General features: G+C 68.2%; 14 protein-coding genes and 1 pseudogene. 8 read left to right on the forward strand and 7 right to left on the reverse strand.

Annotated features, from left to right (window positions below):
• The first annotated feature begins 39 nt into the window (after positions 1-39).
• Together DIE11_RS00445 and pdeR are read left to right on the forward strand one after the other, a co-directional pair.
• Positions 40-3678: a hydantoinase B/oxoprolinase family protein gene (locus DIE11_RS00445; protein WP_124620744.1), complete on the forward strand. Its 3639-nt coding sequence runs from the start codon at positions 40-42 to the stop codon at positions 3676-3678.
• Between the two features lie 679 nt (positions 3679-4357).
• Positions 4358-6361, forward strand: a complete 2004-nt coding sequence (pdeR, locus tag DIE11_RS00450) for a cyclic di-GMP phosphodiesterase (RefSeq protein ID WP_124620746.1) — start codon at positions 4358-4360, stop codon at positions 6359-6361.
• A 51-nt stretch (positions 6362-6412) separates the two neighbouring features.
• Here the strand turns inward: pdeR and DIE11_RS00455 are convergent, their stop codons facing one another.
• Positions 6413-7276, reverse strand: coding sequence for a crotonase/enoyl-CoA hydratase family protein (locus DIE11_RS00455; protein WP_124620748.1), 864 nt, complete (start codon positions 7274-7276; stop codon positions 6413-6415).
• Positions 7277-7989: 713 nt separating this feature from the next.
• Here DIE11_RS00455 and DIE11_RS00460 point away from each other — a divergent pair.
• Positions 7990-8655 (forward strand): annotated as a pseudogene (locus DIE11_RS00460) (amino acid transporter); the annotation flags it as partial.
• Between the two features lie 42 nt (positions 8656-8697).
• Here the strand turns inward: DIE11_RS00460 and DIE11_RS36120 are convergent.
• The gene (locus tag DIE11_RS36120) at positions 8698-8943 is read right to left on the reverse strand and encodes a hypothetical protein (protein ID WP_059601183.1); all 246 of its coding nucleotides are present in this window, start codon (positions 8941-8943) and stop codon (positions 8698-8700) included.
• A 166-nt stretch (positions 8944-9109) separates the two neighbouring features.
• On the opposite strand from DIE11_RS36120, the gene DIE11_RS00465 reads away from it, so the two are divergent.
• A complete protein-coding gene (locus DIE11_RS00465) occupies positions 9110-10996 on the forward strand; it encodes a DUF3857 and transglutaminase domain-containing protein (protein ID WP_124621225.1) in 1887 nt (628 codons plus the stop codon).
• 56 nt (positions 10997-11052) lie between these two features.
• A complete protein-coding gene (locus tag DIE11_RS36125; RefSeq protein ID WP_185633696.1) occupies positions 11053-11220 on the forward strand; it encodes a hypothetical protein in 168 nt (55 codons plus the stop codon).
• A 93-nt stretch (positions 11221-11313) separates the two neighbouring features.
• Here the strand turns inward: DIE11_RS36125 and DIE11_RS00470 are convergent, their stop codons facing one another.
• A complete protein-coding gene (locus DIE11_RS00470) occupies positions 11314-12363 on the reverse strand; it encodes an AraC family transcriptional regulator (RefSeq protein ID WP_124620752.1) in 1050 nt (349 codons plus the stop codon).
• A gap of 70 nt (positions 12364-12433) precedes the next feature.
• Between DIE11_RS00470 and DIE11_RS00475 the strand changes: the two genes are divergently transcribed.
• On the forward strand, positions 12434-13645 hold the full coding sequence (locus tag DIE11_RS00475; RefSeq protein ID WP_059601189.1) for an MFS transporter: 1212 nt from the start codon (positions 12434-12436) through the stop codon (positions 13643-13645).
• A gap of 138 nt (positions 13646-13783) precedes the next feature.
• On the opposite strand, the gene DIE11_RS00480 is transcribed toward DIE11_RS00475, so the two are convergent.
• Positions 13784-14251, reverse strand: coding sequence for a MarR family winged helix-turn-helix transcriptional regulator (locus tag DIE11_RS00480; RefSeq protein WP_124620754.1), 468 nt, complete (start codon positions 14249-14251; stop codon positions 13784-13786).
• Between the two features lie 82 nt (positions 14252-14333).
• On the opposite strand from DIE11_RS00480, the gene DIE11_RS00485 reads away from it, so the two are divergent.
• Positions 14334-14702, forward strand: a complete 369-nt coding sequence (locus DIE11_RS00485; protein WP_124620756.1) for a hypothetical protein — start codon at positions 14334-14336, stop codon at positions 14700-14702.
• 94 nt (positions 14703-14796) lie between these two features.
• On the forward strand, positions 14797-15414 hold the full coding sequence (locus DIE11_RS00490) for a glutathione S-transferase family protein (protein WP_124620758.1): 618 nt from the start codon (positions 14797-14799) through the stop codon (positions 15412-15414).
• Between the two features lie 72 nt (positions 15415-15486).
• Here DIE11_RS00490 and DIE11_RS00495 read toward each other — a convergent pair whose 3' ends face one another.
• The 3 genes from DIE11_RS00495 to DIE11_RS00505 form a co-directional block, all read right to left on the reverse strand.
• A complete protein-coding gene (locus DIE11_RS00495) occupies positions 15487-16209 on the reverse strand; it encodes an HAD family hydrolase (protein WP_124621227.1) in 723 nt (240 codons plus the stop codon).
• Positions 16210-16237: 28 nt separating this feature from the next.
• A complete protein-coding gene (locus DIE11_RS00500) occupies positions 16238-17209 on the reverse strand; it encodes an ornithine cyclodeaminase family protein (protein ID WP_124620759.1) in 972 nt (323 codons plus the stop codon).
• A 150-nt stretch (positions 17210-17359) separates the two neighbouring features.
• The gene (locus tag DIE11_RS00505) at positions 17360-18490 is read right to left on the reverse strand and encodes a DSD1 family PLP-dependent enzyme (RefSeq protein ID WP_124620760.1); all 1131 of its coding nucleotides are present in this window, start codon (positions 18488-18490) and stop codon (positions 17360-17362) included.
• Positions 18491-18537 lie beyond the last annotated feature (47 nt).

An 18537-nucleotide genomic window follows, 5' to 3' on the forward strand; every position in this document is an offset into this window, starting at 1 on the left:
GCTCGTCTTTCGAATCAACGACGCATCGAGTTCATCGCCATGACTGATCGACACATCTTCCCCGTTTCCTCCGACGCCGCGCGCTGGCAATTCTGGATCGACCGCGGCGGCACCTTCACCGACATCGTCGCGCGCCGGCCCGACGGTTCGCTCGTCACGCACAAGCTGCTGTCGGAGAACCCCGAGCAGTATCGCGATGCGGCCGTGGCCGGCATCCGCCACCTGCTCGGCCTCGCCGACGGCGAGCCGATTACGCCCGAACGCGTCGACATGGTGAAGATGGGCACGACGGTCGCGACCAATGCGCTGCTCGAGCGCAAGGGCGAACGCATTGCGCTCGCGACGACGCGCGGCTTTCGCGACGTGCTGCGCATCGCGTACCAGAACCGCCCGCGCCTGTTCGACCTCGACATCGTGCTGCCGGATGCGCTGTACGAGACCGTCGTCGAAATCGACGAGCGGATCGGCGCGCACGGCGACGTCGTCGTGCCGCTCGACGTGCAAGGTGCGCAAGCAGCGTTGCGCCGCGTGTTCGACTCGGGCGTGCAGGCACTGGCCATCGTGCTCATCCATGGCTATCGCTACACGGCGCACGAACGCGCGCTGGCCGACCTCGCGCGCCGGATCGGCTTCACGCAGGTGTCGGTGTCGCACGAGGTGTCGCCGCTGATGAAGATGGTGTCGCGCGGCGACACGACCGTGGTCGACGCGTACCTGTCGCCCATCCTGCGCCGCTACGTCGAGCAGGTCGCGCACGAGATGCCCGGCGTGAACCTGCAGTTCATGCAGAGCAGCGGCGGCCTGACGCGCGCCGATGCGTTCCAGGGCAAGGACGCGATCCTGTCCGGCCCGGCCGGCGGCATCGTCGGAATGGTGCGCGCCGCGCGCGCGGCCGGCTTCGACCGCGTGATCGGCTTCGACATGGGCGGCACGTCGACCGACGTGTCGCACTACAACGGCGAATTCGAGCGCGTGTTCGAGACGCAGGTGGCCGGCGTGCGGATGCGCGCGCCGATGATGAGCATCCATACGGTCGCGGCCGGCGGCGGCTCGGTGCTCGGTTTCGACGGCGCGCGCCTGCGAGTCGGGCCCGAATCGGCCGGCGCGAACCCGGGGCCGGCCGCGTACCGGCGCGGCGGCCCGCTGACGGTGACCGACTGTAACGTGATGCTCGGCAAGATCCAGCCCGATCACTTCCCGCGCGTGTTCGGCCCGCATGCGGATGAGCCGCTCGACCGCGACGCCGTGGTCGCGAAATTCGCCGCGCTCGCCGACGAGATCCACGCGGCGACCGGGCGGCGCGACACGCCCGAGGCGCTGGCCGAAGGGTTCCTGGAAATCGCGATCGGCAGCATGGCGAACGCGATCAAGAAGATCTCGGTGCAGCGCGGCCATGACGTGTCGCGCTACGTGTTGACGACGTTCGGCGGCGCGGGCGGCCAGCACGCGTGCGGCGTGGCCGACGCGCTCGGGATGACGCAGGTGTTCGCACATCCGCTCGCGGGCGTGCTGTCCGCCTACGGGATGGGGCTTGCCGACCAGACCGCGATGCGCGAGCGCGCGGTGGAGGCCGTGCTGTCCGATGAATCGTTGTCGGCGCTGAATGCCGCGCTCGACCGGCTGACCGACGAAGCCGTCGGCGCGCTGCTCGAACAGGGCGTGCCGCCGGAGCGCATCGCGACCGAGCGTCGCGTGCACCTGCGCTATCAGGGCACCGATTCCGCGCTCGACGTGCCGGCCGGCAGCGTCGCGGCGATGCAGCAGGCGTTCGAAGCCGCATACCGGCAGCGTTACGCGTTCCTGATGCCCGGCACGCCGCTGGTCGCCGAACTGGCATCGGTCGAGGCGATCGGCCGCTCCGATGCGCCGGTCGAGATCGCACCGCTCGTGCCGCGCGACGAGGGCGCGGCGCCGCACGCGCACGGCGCCGTGCGTTTCTATTCCGGCGGCCAATGGCATGACGCGGCGCTGTACGTGCGCGCCACGCTGCTCGCCGGCGACGCGATCGATGGCCCCGCGATCGTCGCGGAGAAGAACGGCACGACCGTCGTCGAACCCGGCTGGCGCGCGCGGATGACCGCGCAGGGCAACCTCGTGCTGACGCGCACGACGCCGCTGCCGACGCGCCGCTCGCTCGGCACCGACGCCGACCCGGTGCGGCTCGAGATCTTCAACAACCTGTTCATGTCGATCGCCGAGCAGATGGGGCTGCGGCTGCAGAACACCGCGTATTCGGTGAACATCAAGGAGCGGCTCGACTTCTCGTGCGCGATCTTCGACGGCGACGGCAACCTGATCGCGAACGCGCCGCACATGCCCGTGCACCTGGGCTCGATGGGCGAGAGCATCCGCACGGTGATCGAGCGTAACCGCGGCCGCATGCGCGACGGCGACGTGTTCATGCTGAACGACCCGTATCACGGCGGCACGCATCTGCCGGACGTGACCGTCATCACGCCGGTGTTCGCGGACGGCTCGGACACACCGTTGTTCTACGTCGGCTCGCGCGGCCACCACGCGGACATCGGCGGCACCACGCCGGGCTCGATGCCGCCCGATTCGACGCACATCGACGAAGAGGGCGTGCTGATCGACAACTGGCAGCTCGTGTCGGCGGGCGCGCTGCGCGATGCCGACACACGCGCGCTGCTCGCGTCGGGCCGCTATCCGGCGCGCAACGTCGAGCAGAACATGGCCGATCTGCGCGCGCAGATCGCGGCGAACCAGAAGGGCGTCGACGAACTGCGGCGGATGGTCGAGCAGTTCGGCCGCGACGTCGTGCTCGCGTTCATGCGACACGTGCAGGACAACGCGGAGGAGGCGGTGCGGCGCGTGATCGGTGCGCTGCAGGACGGCGCGTACCGCTATCCGCTCGATAACGGCGCGGAAATTCATGTCGCGATCCGCGTCGATCGCACGGCGCGCCGTGCGGAGATCGACTTCACCGGCACGTCGGCGCAGCTCGACAACAACTTCAACGCGCCGAAGGCCGTCTGCATGGCCGCGGTGCTGTACGTGTTCCGTACGCTGGTCGGCGACGACATCCCGCTGAACGCCGGCTGCCTGAAGCCGCTGACGGTGATCGTGCCGGCGCGCTCGATGCTGAACCCCGAGTATCCGGCGGCGGTCGTGTCGGGCAACGTCGAGACGTCGTCGGCGATCACCAATGCGCTGTACGGCGCGCTCGGCTGCGTCGCATCGAGCCAGGGAACGATGAACAACTTCACGTTCGGCAACGATCGCTACCAGTACTACGAGACCATCGCCGGCGGCAGCGGCGCGGGCGACGGTTTCGCGGGCGTCGGCGCGGTGCAGACGCACATGACGAACTCGCGGCTGACCGACCCGGAGGTGCTCGAGTGGCGCTTCCCGGTGCGGCTCGACTCGCATCGGCTGCGCGCGGGCTCCGGCGGCGGCGGGCGCTGGCGCGGCGGCGACGGCGCGGTGCGGCGGATCCGCTTCCTCGAGCCGATGACTGCGTCGATCCTGTCGAACAACCGGATCCACGCACCGTTCGGCGCGGCGGGCGGCGAGGCCGGCGCGCTCGGCCGCAACACGATCGAGCGGGCGGACGGCACGGTCGAGACGCTCGAGCACGTCGGCCGCGCGCAGATGGCAGCGGGTGACGTGTTCGTCGTCGAAACGCCGGGCGGCGGCGGTTACGGCGCGGCGGGCTGAGCGGCGCGGCGAGGCAATGCAACGCGCGGAAGCGGTGCGGCGGCGTGCCCGCCGGACGGTTTTTGCGCGTGGCGGCCGGGTAATCGCACCGGTTCCATCGCATGCCGCCGCCGTGCCTGCGCGAGGCGGCGATATGGTCGCTCGCACTAATCGGCCCGCTATTGCACGACTCATGGGAATAATGACGCGCATTCCCGCATGAACGGAAATGGAAATTCCCCATTCCGCGTGCCGCCCAATGCGATCCGACCCCGCCAGAGCGCAATTGGGGGTGGATCATGTCTGGGCGATGGCAATTCCCCGCAAACGCCCGCCTGGCAAGGCGCGCCGAGGGATCCGCCGGCCCCGCTCAGGGCCGCTGCGAGCACCCGCGCGCCGGTCGCCGATCACGAAAAATCCCGCGTGCCAATCGAGTGCCGATTCCTTGACACCCCGTGTCAAATGTGAGTGCCAATCCTTGTCGTCATTTGATAAGATGGCTTCCATCATTCGCTTGGAAACCTGCGCGCGACATGCGCGAACGCCGGTTCGCATTGGTTGGAAACAAGTACGGAACGAGGGCCGCTGGCACAGTCATCACGACTGCCCCGCCGGGTACGCATGGAGCGCGCCCGGGGAACGGTGGCGGCCGGCTCGCCTCCGTCTACACTGTGCGTTTTTTCTGGATCGGGGCGTGTCCATGGATGACGAAAACGATAGCGCCGTGCTCGAAGCGCATCTCGGTACGCGTAGCCCATGCTGGCGTCTCGGCAGCGACAGCAATGCGCTCGAACTGGCCGCCGTTCGCGGCATGACCAATGTCGCGGTGGCACTGACCGGCGAGCAGGCTGCGCGGATCCGCGTGCTGACCGGCGTCACGTCGCACCTCGTGCTCGAACTCGCGCTGTTCGGCGATCCGGTCAGCCTCCATCTGGTCGGCCGGAAGGTCGATACCGCCAATTGGGCCGGCACGGCCTCCGCCTATTCCGATACCGCGTCCGTCGCGAGCGACCTCGCGCACGGGCTCGCGTTCGCCGAGCAGGTCGTGTCCGAAGTGAATTCGCTCGTCGTGATCCTCGACCGCAACGGCATGGTGCAGCGCTTCAACCGTCTGTGCGAGGAAGTGACGGGCAAGCGCGAGGTCGACGTGATCGGCCGCAGCGCGTTCGAGCTGTTCATGAGTCCCGAGCAGGGGGCGCAGTCACGCAGCAACATCACCGGCTTTTTCGAGAGCAACCGCTCGTTCGCGGTCGAGCGCTACATCAACACGGTCAACGGCCCGCGCCTGTTCCAGTTCCGCAACAAGTTCGTGCAGAGCGGCAGCGGTGTCGACGAGCAATATCTGATCTGCTCGGGCATCGATGTCACCGAGGAGCGCAAAGCGCAGCAGCGGCTCACCGAACTCGCGAATACCGACGTGCTGACCGGCTTGCCGAACCGTCATGCAATCAGCGAGCGCATTCGTGTCGCGCTGGCCGCGGACCGCACCGACGTGCGCGGCCAGGTCGGCATCCTGTTCCTCGATCTCGACAACTTCAAGCGCGTCAACGACCACTACGGGCACATCACCGGCGACCGCCTGCTGCAGGACGTGTCCGCGGTCATCGGCGGCTGCCTGCCGTCCGGCGCGACGCTCGCGCGGCTCGGCGGCGACGAATTCCTGGTGCTGTTCGAGCACGGCACGCGGCCGCTGCTCGAGGCGACCGCGCAGATCATCCTCGAGCGGCTGCGTACGCCGATCCACCTCGGGCTGGTGGAGGTCTACACGAGCTGCTCGATCGGCATCGCGATGTATCCGCAGCATGGCGATTCGCTCGAAACGCTGATCCGCAGCGCCGACACCGCGATGTACGTCGCGAAGGAAGAGGGCAAGCATACGTACCGCGTGTTCTCGCTGGAGATGAACCAGAAGGTCGCGAAGTACATGTGGCTCGACACGAACCTGCGCAAGGCGCTCGAGGAAGAGCAGTTCGTGCTGCACTACCAGCCGGTCGTCGACATCGCGACCGGCGACGTGCACAGCGTCGAGGCGCTGATCCGCTGGCAGTCGCCGGATCGCGGGCTCGTCGCGCCGATCGAGTTCATCCGTTTCGCGGAGGAGTCGGGGCTGATCGGGCCGCTCGGCCGCTGGGTGATGCGCACCGCGGCCGCGCAGGCCGCCGCGTGGAAGGCGAAGGGGCTCGGCGTGCGGATCGCGGTGAACGTGTCGGCGCGGCAGTTGCAGGACATGAACATCGTTGACCAGTTCGCGTCGATCCTCGACGGCGCGGGGCTGAAGCCGAGCCTCGTCGACATCGAGCTCACCGAAAGCAGCTTCATCGAGGACGAGGAGTCGGCGCACGAGCTGATGAAGCAGTTCCGCCAGCTCGGCGCGGAGATTCACCTCGACGATTTCGGCACCGGCTATTCGTCGCTGTCGCAGTTGTCGCGGCTGCCGCTCGATTCGATCAAGCTCGATCGCACCTTCATCACGGGCATCGACCGCAACCCGCGCTCGCAGGCGCTGGTGCGCTCGGTCGTGTCGCTCGCGAAGGCGCTCAGTTTCTCGGTGGTCGCCGAAGGTGTCGAGACGCACGCGGAAGCCGAATTCCTGAAACAGATCAACGTCGATCACGCGCAGGGGTTCTACTTCGCGCGGCCGATGCCGGCCCAGGCGTTCGAGGCCTGGCTCGCGGAAACGAGAAAGCTCAGGCTGATCGCCTGAGCTCCACCGCATGACGGGTGCCGCCGCTTTCGCGGCGGCGCTTCGCTCACATCACACCGTGCGCAGCTTCGACACGCGCCGGTTCTGCAGCATCACCAGACGTTCCATGTACGCGAGATCCTTCGGCTCGATCGTGAACGCCGCGTGAACCCATTGCTCGGTGATGTCCATCAGCTCTGAACGCGTGAGATTGAACACGCGCTCGCGCGCGCGCAGCATCGCGCGGATGCCGTTCAGCTTCGGCTTCATCACGTCGATGAAGGTGCGCGTAGCGAGATACGCGTCGCCCGCGTCGAACGTCTGGTCGATCAGCCCGCGATCCTCGTACCACTCGGCCGCATGCGCCTCGCCGGACGAGATCAGCGATTCCGCGACCCCTCGGTCCGCCTTCCGTGCGACCAGCGAATAACCGCCCATGCCCGGGAACAGGTTGAACGCGATCTCGGGAAAGCCGAGTTTCACGCCCTTCTGCGCGAGCATGTAGTGGTGCGCGAGGGCGGCCTCGAAGCCGCCGCCCAGCGCGCTGCCCTCGACCATCGCGATCGAGATCGCACCGGTGCCGAAGCCCGTGTAGATCTCGTACACGCCGTCGATGCACGAGCGCGCGTAGGCCATCAGCTGGTCGCGGCGGCCGCTGCGGATCGCGTCGACGAAGAAGCTCAGGTCGCCGCCCACGTTGAACAGCTCGGGGACGAGCGAGCCCGTCACCCAGAAGTCGAACGGCAGGCCCGAGTCGCGTGCGACGCGCGCGAGATGGATGATGTCGGTGACGAGTTGCTGGTTGAAACACGGCCGCGGCTCCGATCGCAGCATCATCCACATGACGTTGCGGCCTTCTTCGTAGAACGCGGTCAGTTGCGTGAGTTCGCCGGCTTCGTAAAACGGACGGCACGCCGGATGGGATTGGAGTTGCATGGTATGTCCTCGTGAGATGTGGTTTTCAGGAACCGCCGCGGCCGGCGTCGTGGAAACATGCCCCCGGGCGGCGCCGGCCGCGAGGCACCGCCATTGTTGCGCGCGCACAAATGTCGAATTGCGCGGAGCAACGCATGAACGGGACGCGAGTGGGCAGCGCGTTCGGCGCGAACCGTGCGAGCCATGCGAATGACGCAATCGATGTGATCGTTCGGCGGGAAAACGACGACGAGGAAGGCCGGGATTGGGCGCGGCGTCCGGGGCGCGCGGCGGTGAGGGTGGTCGGTGTGACGATGCGGTGAGCGTTCGCGCGACCGGGCCGTCGGCCGGTGCGGTTACGCGGCCGAGGGGCGGCGCGACAGGCCGGTCGCTTACGTGTTGAAAGCGGCGCCGCGCCGTCGGTCGCGTCTCATGGAATGTGCGGACTGGTGCGGCGGCCGGGCGTCGGCTAGCGTTAGAGGATGACGCCGCCGCGCCCGGCGTTCCGGGAGGGGACCATGACCGCATTCCAGAAGATGTGGCAGCTGCTCGTCGGAAAGCCGCTGGACCCGCTCGATCCGCGCACGCGCCACGCGATCGCCGTGACGCCGTTGCTGGCCTGGGTCGGGCTCGGCGCCGACGGGTTGTCGTCGTCGTGCTACGGCCCGGAGGAGGCGTTCCTCGCGCTCGCGCACCACACGCCGCTCGCGCTGTTTCTCGCGTGTGCCACCGCGGCGACCGTGCTCGTCATCACCTTGGTCGAGAAATTCACGGCCGGCGGCTGGCTCACGGTGCTCGTGACGAGCGCGGTGATCGCGCTGTGCTTCATGATCAACCGCCACTACGCGTACACGCGCGCGCAGCTCGCGAAGGAGGACGCGCTGTTCTCGGGGGCGCCGCCGGAAGTCGACGAAGCGACCGCGCCCGGCAAGCCCGATCCATCGCAACCGACGGCCGTGCTGCTGGTCGGCAAGCATCGCGGCGCGAGCATGCATGCGCTGCTGTGGGTCAACCGGCTGTTTCCCGGGCACTTCCGCAACGTGATCTTCCTCGCGGTCGGCGAGGTCGATGCGAAGGCGTACGACGGGCACGAACATCTCGAACGGCTGCGTCACTCGATCACCGAAGCGCTCGAATACTACGTCGCGCACTGTCGCCGCCACGGCATCGCCGCCGACTACCGGATCGCGTTCGGTACGAATCCCGTCGTGGAATTCATGAACCTCGCATCGTCGACGCTCGACGACTATCCGAACGCCGTGTGCTTCGCGAGCAAGCTGATCTTCAGGCGCGTGAATTTCCTGACCGCGTGGTTGCACAACCAGACACCGGTCGAGTTGCAGGCGCGCCTGCATGTCGAGGGCAAGCAGATGGTGCTGCTGCAGATGAACGTCGGGTAGCGATGGCGCGGCAAGCGCGTGAGCGACTGCCGGTGGCAGCCGTCAGGGTTGATGATGCCGATGCGGGCGGTTGGGCCGCCGCAGCGGCGGATGACGGAATTTGGCTCTCAGCCGGTCGCGCCCCGGACGCTTGACGAAGAACAGCACGGCGAGCGCGACGAACGCCAGCAGCACGACGATTTCCACGATCCCGTTTTCCATGGTGCCTCCTCGTCGCGCGCGGACGATCCATCGCCGTCGTTCGGCGATCGAGCCGATGCCGGCGGCCGCACGCGATGACGCTTCCATGTCTCATTGTAGGTCGGCGCGCAACGGCTTGACGCGTGCGGATGCGGCGCCCACACTGGCCGACACGAGGGGTGCGCGGTCAGCCCTGTCCGCTGCGTGACCGCGCTTTCCTTGAACCGCGACGAGGTGCGATGTGGTGCGCTTTTCTGTCGGCCTGGCCGGCTGGATGCTGGCATGCGCCGCCGCGTTCGGCGCATCGAATGCCGTCGGTGCGACGCCGGGCGCGGGCCCAACCGTGGACGCAGCGAACGACGTGGCCGACGAAGCGCCCGTCACGCTCGTCAGCGATGTCCACGAATTCGTGATCCAGCACGACGGTTCGCTCGACGAGCACGACGATTCGACCTGGCGCGCGAACAACGCGAACGGCATCGATGCGGTTGCGCAGCGCTACGTGTGGTTCGACAAGAACCTGGAGAAGGTCGACCTGCTCGCGGCCGAGACGATCGATCGCGACGGCGTCGCGCATCCGGTCGGCCCCGACGGCATCCGCGACGTCCAGGAGCCGCGCTCGGCCGGCGCGCCGACGTTCCAGGACGGGTTGCTGCGCACGGTCGTGTTTCCGGGTGTCGAGGCCGGGTCGAGTACGCGCGTCGCGTTCCGCAAGTCGCGCACGAGGCCGGTCAACGCGGGTTATTTCGGCTACTACGTCGAGCCGTCGCGCGAGCCGGTGGAGAACCAGCGGCTGATCTTCGACGTGCCGGCCGACATGACGCTGCACGCGGACGCGCGCGGCTACGTCGCGCTACCGCCGGTGACCGCGAACGGCCGCACGCGCTACGAATTCGACTACCGGCACGGCCCTTACGAGCGCATCGAGAGCGGCGCGGTCGGCTACCCGACCTACGGCGACCGGCTCATGGTGTCGACGCTGCCCGACCATGCGGCGTTCGCCGCGCGCTACCGCAACGCGGCCGTCGACCCGAGCGCGAACGATCCGGCCGTCGTGCAACTCGCACGCGCGCTCACCGCCGCCGCCGCCGATCCGCACGACAAGGCGCGCATCCTGTACGACTGGGTGCAGGCGAACGTGCGCTACGTCGCGCTCTTTCTCGGCGAGACGGCCGCCGCGCCGCATCGCGTGACCGACATCCTGCGCAACCGCTACGGCGACTGCAAGGACCATGTCGCGCTGTTCGGCGCGTTGCTCGCGGCGGTCGGCATCCGCAGCGAACCGGTGCTGATCAATCTCGGCTCCGTGTACACGCTGCCGTCGGTGCCCGGTTACGGCGGCGGCGCGATCAATCACGCGATCACGTGGCTGCCCGATCTCGGCCTCTACGCCGACACGACGACGGCCGGCATCGCGTTCGGCTACCTGCCGCCGATCGTGATGGATCGGCCGGCGCTGCTCGTCGACACCGGCGTGCTGTCGCGCACGCCCGCCATGCAGCCGAAGCGCCGCACCGCGCGCGTGGCGATCGATGCCGCGCAACCGGGCGCCGCGCGGTTTCACGCGCTCGTCGAGGACGACGGCTGGACCGCCGAGCTCGAACGCAGGCTGTTTCGCCGCGCAGCGCCCGACCGCATCCGGCAGCTCGCGAACGAACGCCTGCGGCAAAGCGGGCTGCGCGGTAGCGCGCGGATCACGACGAGCGATCGCCGTGCGACGGGCGGCCCGTTCGATGTGACGTATGACGGCACGCTCGATCACTTCGTGTGGCCGGACGGCACGACCGCCGTGCCCGTGCTGTCGAGCCTCACGGGCGGCATCGCGACGCAGGTCGAGGGCTGGCTGGCCGAACCCGTGCGCACGCAGCCGTGGACGTGCATCGGCGGCAGTTTCGAGGAGACCGGCCAGATCGCGCTGCCGGCCGACGTCGCGGTGAGCGACCTGCCGACCGATGCGGCCGTGCACGACCGCTTCGTCGACTTCGCGTCGCATTACGTATTCGATGCGGCCACGCGCATCGTGCAGGTCACGCGGCGGATGACGGCCGAATTCGGCCGCCAGGTTTGCACGTCCGACGAATTCACGGCGCTGCGCGCGTCGCTCGAACGCATCGAACGCGACACGCAGGCGCAGATCGTCGTGCGGGCGAAAGGGCATTGAGCGGGCAGCGGCAACGAGCGCGTCGCCGTCATCGGCCGGCGCGCAGGAGCGACATCATGACGGAACGGGAACACGAGATCGCCGACCTGGCGAAGGAATTGCTGGGCCGGATCGTGCAGGGCGCGATGACGAACGGCGAGCCGGTCGATGCGCAACAGTGCGCGGCATTGGCCGTGGAGTGCGCGACGGCGCTGGTGGACAAGCTCGACGCGCACAGCGGTTGAACGCAATCGTCGCGTGCGACGGCGCATCGAGCGATGCCGGCGTGACTCGGCAGGCGTTCGCTTGGCCCCGCGCTGCACGCGAAGCGTTACACGTCACACGTCGGCGTGCGTGTCGCCTTCGGCACGCACGGCGCCCGGCGGCCTGCCGACCACGCGCTTGAACGCGCGGCTGAACGCGGCCAGCGAACCGTAGCCGAGCCGGTACGCGACGGCTTCGATCGTCTCGCCCTCGCGCGCGATCCACTGCGCGGCGAGCCGCATCCGCAGCTCGGTCAGGTAGCGCACGGGCGTCATCCCGGTCGCCGCGAGAAAGCGCTCGGCGAACACCGAGCGCGACACGCCCGCTTCGGCGGCCAGCTCCGCGACGCTCCAGTTGCGGCCCGGGTCGCGATGCAGCGCGACGATCGCGCGGCCCAGCTTCGGCTCGCGCAGCGCCTGCACCCAGCCCGCCGCGTCGCCGCATCCGCACTCGACCCAGCCGCGCACGATGAATGCCGCGACCACGTCCGCGAGCCGCGCGAGGATGCCCGCGAAGCCCGCGCGCTCGGAGCACGATTCACGTTCCATCGCGTCGAGCATCGGGCGGATTTCCGGGTAGCGCGCGAGCAGCGTGCCGACGTGCATGAACTCGGGCATCGCGCCGACCAGCGGCTGCATGCCGCCGAGGTCGAGCTCCATGCATGCGCTGAAGATCAGTGCGTCGCCGGCGCCCGGCTCCGTCGTTGCGCAGGCCGCGGGCGACGTGCCGGCCGATGCCACCGATGCGACCGTATCGCAGATCTTCGCGGCTTCGAAGCCGTGGATCTCGAGGCACGGCGCATCCGGATCGGACACCAGCGCATGCATGCGCCCGTGCGGCAGCAGGATTGCATCGCCGGCCTCGAGCCGCATCGTTGCGCCGGCTTCGTCGCGCAGCAGCACGGGCCCGCGCCCGACGAAATGGAACTGCGCGCGGCCCGGCGCCTGGCCGAAGCTCAGCCCGAACGGCCGTGCGACCTGGATGCGGCGGTACTGGACGCCGCTCAGGCGCATCCCCAGCAGCAGCTCGCTGACGAGGTCGTGCACGTCGGGGACGGGAGGAAGCAGGGGCTCGGACATCGCGAAATTCGGACGATCGATCAATAAGAACGGATTGTATGTCATAGACCGTCCTGTCGTCGTTCCTTACGATACGCCGTCATCAGTATTTTCCCTACACGACTCGGAACGACGCATGAATCCCGGAATCTCCTCTGCCGCCAGCACGGCGGCCCCCCGCGAGCCGGCCTGGGGCGCTGTCTTCGCGATGACGCTTGGCGTGTTCGGTCTCGTCACCGCCGAATTCCTGCCCGCGAGCCTGCTCACGCCGATGGCCGACAGCCTCGGCGTGACCGAAGGCGTGGCCGGCCAGGCCGTCACGGCCACCGCGACGGTCGCGCTCGTCACGAGCCTGCTGATCTCGGCGCTGACGCGCACGATCGACCGCCGACGCGTGCTGCTCGCATTCTCGCTGCTGCTCGTCGCGTCCAATCTCGCGGTCGCGTTCGCGCCCAACCTGACGACGCTGCTGATCGGCCGCGTCGTGCTCGGCGTCGCGCTCGGCGGCTTCTGGACGATGGCGACCGCCACCGCGATGCGGCTCGTGCCGACGGCGATGGTGCCGCGCGCGCTGTCGATCATCTTCAGCGGCGTGGCGGTCGCGACGATCGCCTCCGCGCCGATGGGCAGTTATTTCGGGCACCTGATCGGCTGGCGCAATGTGTTCCTGATCGCGGCCGGGCTCGGCGGTCTCGCGTTCGCGTCGCAGGTGATGACGCTGCCGTCCATGCCGCCGAGCGGCACGACGCGGCTGCGCACGCTCGTCGACGTGCTGCGCCGGCCGACCGTCGGCCTCGGGATGTTCGCGACGATCCTCGTGTTCACCGGTCATTTCGCGTTCTTCACGTATCTGCGGCCGTTCCTCGAACAGGTCGCCGGCGTTGGCGTGAACGGGCTGTCGGCGATCCTGCTCGGCTACGGCATTGCCAATTTCGTCGGCACGTCGCTCGCGGGCCGCGTGCTCGAACACCGGCTGCGGCCGATGCTGATCGGGATGCCCGCGCTGATGGTCGTGCTCGGCGTCGCGCTCGTTGCGCTCGGCCGCGCACCGATGATCGACGCGGTGCTCGTGGCGTTGTGGGGGATGGCGTTCGGCGGCGTGCCGGTCGCATGGTCGACGTGGGTCACGCGCACCGTGCCCGATGAGGCCGAAAGTGCGGGCGGGCTGATCGTCGCGGCGATCCAGCTCGCGATCGCGACGGGCGCGGCGGCGGGTGGCGTCGTGTTCGACGCGAACGGCGCGGGCGGCGTGTTCCTGGGCGCGGCCGCGGTGCTGGCCGTGGCGGTCGCGACGATCGTGACCGGCGTGCCGAAGCGGGTGGGCGTGGCGCCGGCGCTCGCCGAGTGAGATGCATGCGGGCGATCGACGAGAGCGTGGATCGGCCTGCTGTTCGGACCGGGGAGAAACCGGCGTATCTGTTGAAGTGACGCGCGCGGGCACGCTGCACGTTGCGGCGCGCCCGCTGTCACCGCATGGCGCGCCGCGTCAGCCGCGCGTAGCCGGATCCTCCGACAGCGCGCGCAACTGCCCGCGCAACACATCGACTTCGCCCGCTGCGAACGGCCGTTCGATCTCGGCGTGCGTTTGCTGCCATAGCGGGAATGCTTCGGCCAGCAACTGATGGCCGGCCGGCGTGAGTTCGAGCAGGCGGCTGCGCTTATCGTCCGGATCCTGCGTGATCGTGAGCAGCCCGCGCCGCTCGAGCGGCTTGAGCGCGGCGGTTAGCGTGGTTCGGTCCATCGCGAGCAATGACGCGACCGATTTCATCGCGGCCGGCTGCGGCCGGTTCAGCGACATCAACAGCGAAAACTGGCCGTTGGTGAGATCCAGCGGACGCAGCACATCGTCGAAGATGCGCGCGAGATTACGCGCCGCGCGCTGCATGTGCAGGCACAGGCAGCAATCGCGCACCATCAGCGTCGTTTCGAAAGGGAGCTGTTCTTTGCGTGCCATGTTGCAATTGTGTTGATATCAACCTATTGTGTCAAGGGCGGGGAGCGGCAGCCCGTCGTTCCCGCCATCGGACGGAGGAAGCATGAGTGCGCAACAGCAGTTGTATCTCGCGGTATTCCTCGGCAGCAAGGATAGCCCGGGCATGAAGGCGTGGATGGCGCTGCCCGAGGACGAGCGGCGTGCGCGGGAGCGCGAGGGGATCGCCGCGTGGCACGCGTGGGTCGACCGGCATCGCGATGCGATCGTCGAGCTCGGCGGGCCGCTCGGCAAGACCAAGACCATCGGCGCGGGCGGCGTGACGGACACCACCAATGCGATGAGCGGCTTCACCGTCGTGCGCGCCGCATCGCACGACGCGGCCGCCGCGCTGTTCGAAGGCCATCCGCATTTCACGCTGTTCCCTGGCGACGCGATCGACGTGATGCCGGTGCTCGCGGTGCCGGGCATGTGAGCGGCGACAGGCGCTGCGTGCGCGGTCGTCGCGGCCGATGGGCCGTCGCCTGCGCGCGGCGATTTTCCCCGACATTATCGATGGAGACATTGCGATGAAGCTTTACGGATTCGCCGGCACGCGCTCGCAACGCGCGCTCTGGGGGCTCAAGGAACTGGATGCGGATTTCGAGTTCGTGTCGGTCAACCTGCTCGAGGGCGAGCACAAGCGGCCCGAATTCCTGCGCCTCAATCCCGCCGGCAAGGTGCCCGTGCTCGTGGACGGCGACCTGGTGATTCCCGAGTCGGCCGCGATCGTGCTGTATCTCGCGGACAAGTACCCGGAGAAGGCGCTGTTGCCCGTCGATCTGGCGCTGCGCGCGCAGGCCTATCGGTGGGTGATGTTCGCGGTGACGGAGCTTGAACAGCCGCTGTGGCGGATTACGCGCCATTCGTTCCTCTACCCGCCCGAAAAGCGCTCGCCGGCCGATATCGAGCTGGCGCGTGAGGACTTCGCGACGATGGCCGCGATCCTCGACAAGCATCTCGAAGGACGCGAATTCATCGTCGGCGACGCGTTGACGGTGGCCGATTGCGTGACGGTCTACCTGATCGACTGGGCGAGTGAATGCCACCTGATCGAACCGTTCCCGCAATTGCGCGCGTATCTCGAGCGGCTTTATGCGCGACCGAAGGCGCCGAAACGGATCGCGGACGCGCGCAAGGCGGCGTGAAACGGTGGTCGGTCGTGCCGATGTGGGTGATCGACCTCGACCGCGCGAACTCGCAGCCTTGCGGGCTCGCGGTTACGACGCGTCGACGGGGCCGCCGAGCGCACGGCACAGCGCCGACAAGTCGTGAACGGTCAGATGTGGGGACGGGGCACGCCGCGCGGCGTGCTCCGCTTCCGTCCCCGGGTGGCGCACGACCCATGCTGCCTGCAGCCCCGCATTCAACGCGCCGACGATATCGAGGTGAAAGTCGTCGCCGACGTGGAGCAGTTCCGCCGCAGGCACGCCGAGTTTCGCGGCGGCCGCATGGAAGATTTCCGGCTCGGGTTTCGCGAACCCGCACGCACGCGCGCTGAGCGTTTCGCGGAAGAACTCGCCGCCGCCGGTCAGCCGAAGATCCGCATTGCCGTTCGTCACCGCGATCAGCGGAAATCGCGCGCTCAACCACTCGAGCGCCGGCAATGCATCGTCGAAGAACTCGACCTGGTTTCGCATGGAATAGAACACGTCGTACGCGCGATCGGTCAGCGTGAGGTCTTCGTTCGCGCGTTCGAGCGCAAGCCGGATCGATCCGATGCGCAACGCACGAAAGTCGCTGACGAGGTCCGGCCGCGAGCGTTCGTATTCGACGCGCAGCTGGCCCAGTGCCTGCGACGTGGGCACGACGCTCGCGGTAGCGGGCGCGTGCGCGATCAGCCACGCATGCAGCGACGCCTCGGCCCGTTCGACGGACGGTCCGAACGGCCAAAGCGTGTCGTCGAGATCGAACGAGAGGGCGGAAACTCTGGATAGGCGCATCACGATGGAAGATAGCACGCAGTGCCGTTCACCACGGCCACGGGATCGAACGTCCCGCGTCGTTTTCGAGGGCCTGCCGGTACAGGAAACGCGCAACGGTCAGGTCCTGCAGCGCGAGTCCCGTCATGTCGAACACGGTGATCTCGTCCGGCGATCGATCAACGGGCACGGTGCCGGCAAGCACGTCGCCGATTTCAGCACGCGGCAGATCGGGCGCCCATTGGCATTCGCCGATGCTGCGCGCCTGCTCGTGATCGTCCACGAAAATGCGCGCGCGCGCCAATACGCCTTCGGGAAGCTCGCGCTTGCCCGCGGTGTCCGCGCCGACGCAGGTCAGGTGGGTGCCGGGCTGAACCGCGTCCGCGTCGAACAGCGGGCCGCCGCCCGGCGTTGCCGTGATGACCACATCGCTGTCGGCCACGGCATCGTTCCGGTCCCGTGCGACACGGATGTCGCAGCGTTCGCGGAATGCCGATTCGAACACCGCGTCCGGTTCGCCGCTGACGTTCACATACTGCACCGAGCACCGTTGCGGCAGCAGACTGAGCGCGTAGTCGAGCTGGACGCGCGCCTGCACGCCGGTGCCGAACACGCAGATGCGCGTACTGTCGCGGCGTGCCAGCGCCCGCAGGCCGAGGCCGCCGGCCGCACCGGTCCGGGCGGTGGTGATCGCATTGCCGTCCATGATGCAGAGCGGACGGCCGGTGGCCGGATCGAACAGCGCGATCGTCGCCTGATGCGGCTCGCCGCCCCGGCTTCGATTACCGGGCCAGAAACCGGCTGCCTTGAAGCCGAGCAGATCCTGGCCCGCGACGTCGCCGGACTTGATGCCGAACACGCCGCCGGTGTGCAATCTTTCGCGCACGACCGGGAACACGCGCCCCGCACGTCGACTGTGCAGCACGAAGGCTTCGCGCACCGCCGCCATCACCGGTTCGGCTTGAAGGGCCGGTTCGACGACATCCCGGTCGAGAAGAAGGAGGTGGGCGTCAGTCGGCATGGTGGGAGAGCCTGTCGGATGCGATGCGAATCGCGATCTTTAAAGTTTGTATAGTTTTGGAAAAATAGTCAATTCCGATCGGGCGAGGGTGCGGTGGCCGGTTTCGTCGTTCGACATGCGCCGCTGCACCGGTCGTCGCCTTCAGGTGTCCTACCATCCGTAGAAGCGCGGCCAGGTCTGCACGGTGCCGTCGCTGCCCAGCGCGTGGTATTCCGGGTGCTGCGCACCGGTCGCGCATGCATGGTTCGGGAGGATCCGCAAACGGGTGCCGATCGGAAACCGCTTTGCGATCGCGGTGTCGGCCATTCCCGCGCGAGACACGATGCCGTGCTCCTGGTTGGCCGCGCTCATCACGTACTCGCCGAGCACTTCACCGTCTTCGGTACACACCTGCCCGTAGCCGAAATCCCGCGCCTGCCGCTGCGTGCCGCGATCGCGACTCATCGCCATCCAGCCCGCGTCGACGATGGCCCAGCCTTTTTCTTCCTGGTGTCCGATGACGGTGGTCAGCACCGACAGCGCGATGTCGGACAGCGCGCACACACCGACGTTGTGCATCACGAGGTCGAACAGCACGTACACGCCCGCGCGGACTTCCGTCACGCCGTCGAGGTGCTCCGCGGACAACGCGGTCGGCGTCGAACCGATGCTCACGATCGGGCAGGGCAACCCCGCGGCCCTGAGGCGTTCCGCGGCGCGCACGGTCCGGCTGCGCTCCTGTTCGGCGATCGCGACCAGCGCGTCGCGGGTGTCGTAGTCGTAGCTGGAGCCCGCATGCGCGAGCACGCCGCCGAGCGTCATCCCGCCGTCGACCAGCGCGCGGCCGACGTCGATCAGCAGGTCGTCGTCGGGCACGATCCCCGAGCGGTGACCGTCGACGTCGACTTCGATCCAGACTTCGAAACGCTCGCCGTGCTCGCGCCCGAATTCGGCGATGGCGTGCGCGGTCTGCAGGCTGTCGGCGACGATCTTCAGGTCGCAGCCCTGCCGGCGCAGCGCGAGCGCCTGGCCGAGCCTGGCGGGAATCATCCCGACCGCATAGACGATGTCGCGTACGCCGCCCGCGAAGAATTGTTCGGCCTCCTTAAGCGTCGACACCGTGATGCCCTGCGCACCGGCCGCGATCTGCGCGTCGACGACATGCTGGCATTTGGTGGTCTTCACGTGCGGCCGGAACCTGACGCCGAGCGCGTCCAGATGCGCCTGCATGCGCGCGATGTTATGACGCATGCGACCGACGTCGATCAATGCGGCGGGGGTATTCGGAAGCGGGATGCCCATGGTGCGTTGCCTCGGTGGTTTGCCGACAGCGAACACTGTAGGGTGTT

It is taken from the genome of Burkholderia sp. Bp9012, assembly GCF_003853825.1.
In the GTDB taxonomy this organism is placed as follows: domain Bacteria; phylum Pseudomonadota; class Gammaproteobacteria; order Burkholderiales; family Burkholderiaceae; genus Burkholderia; species Burkholderia diffusa.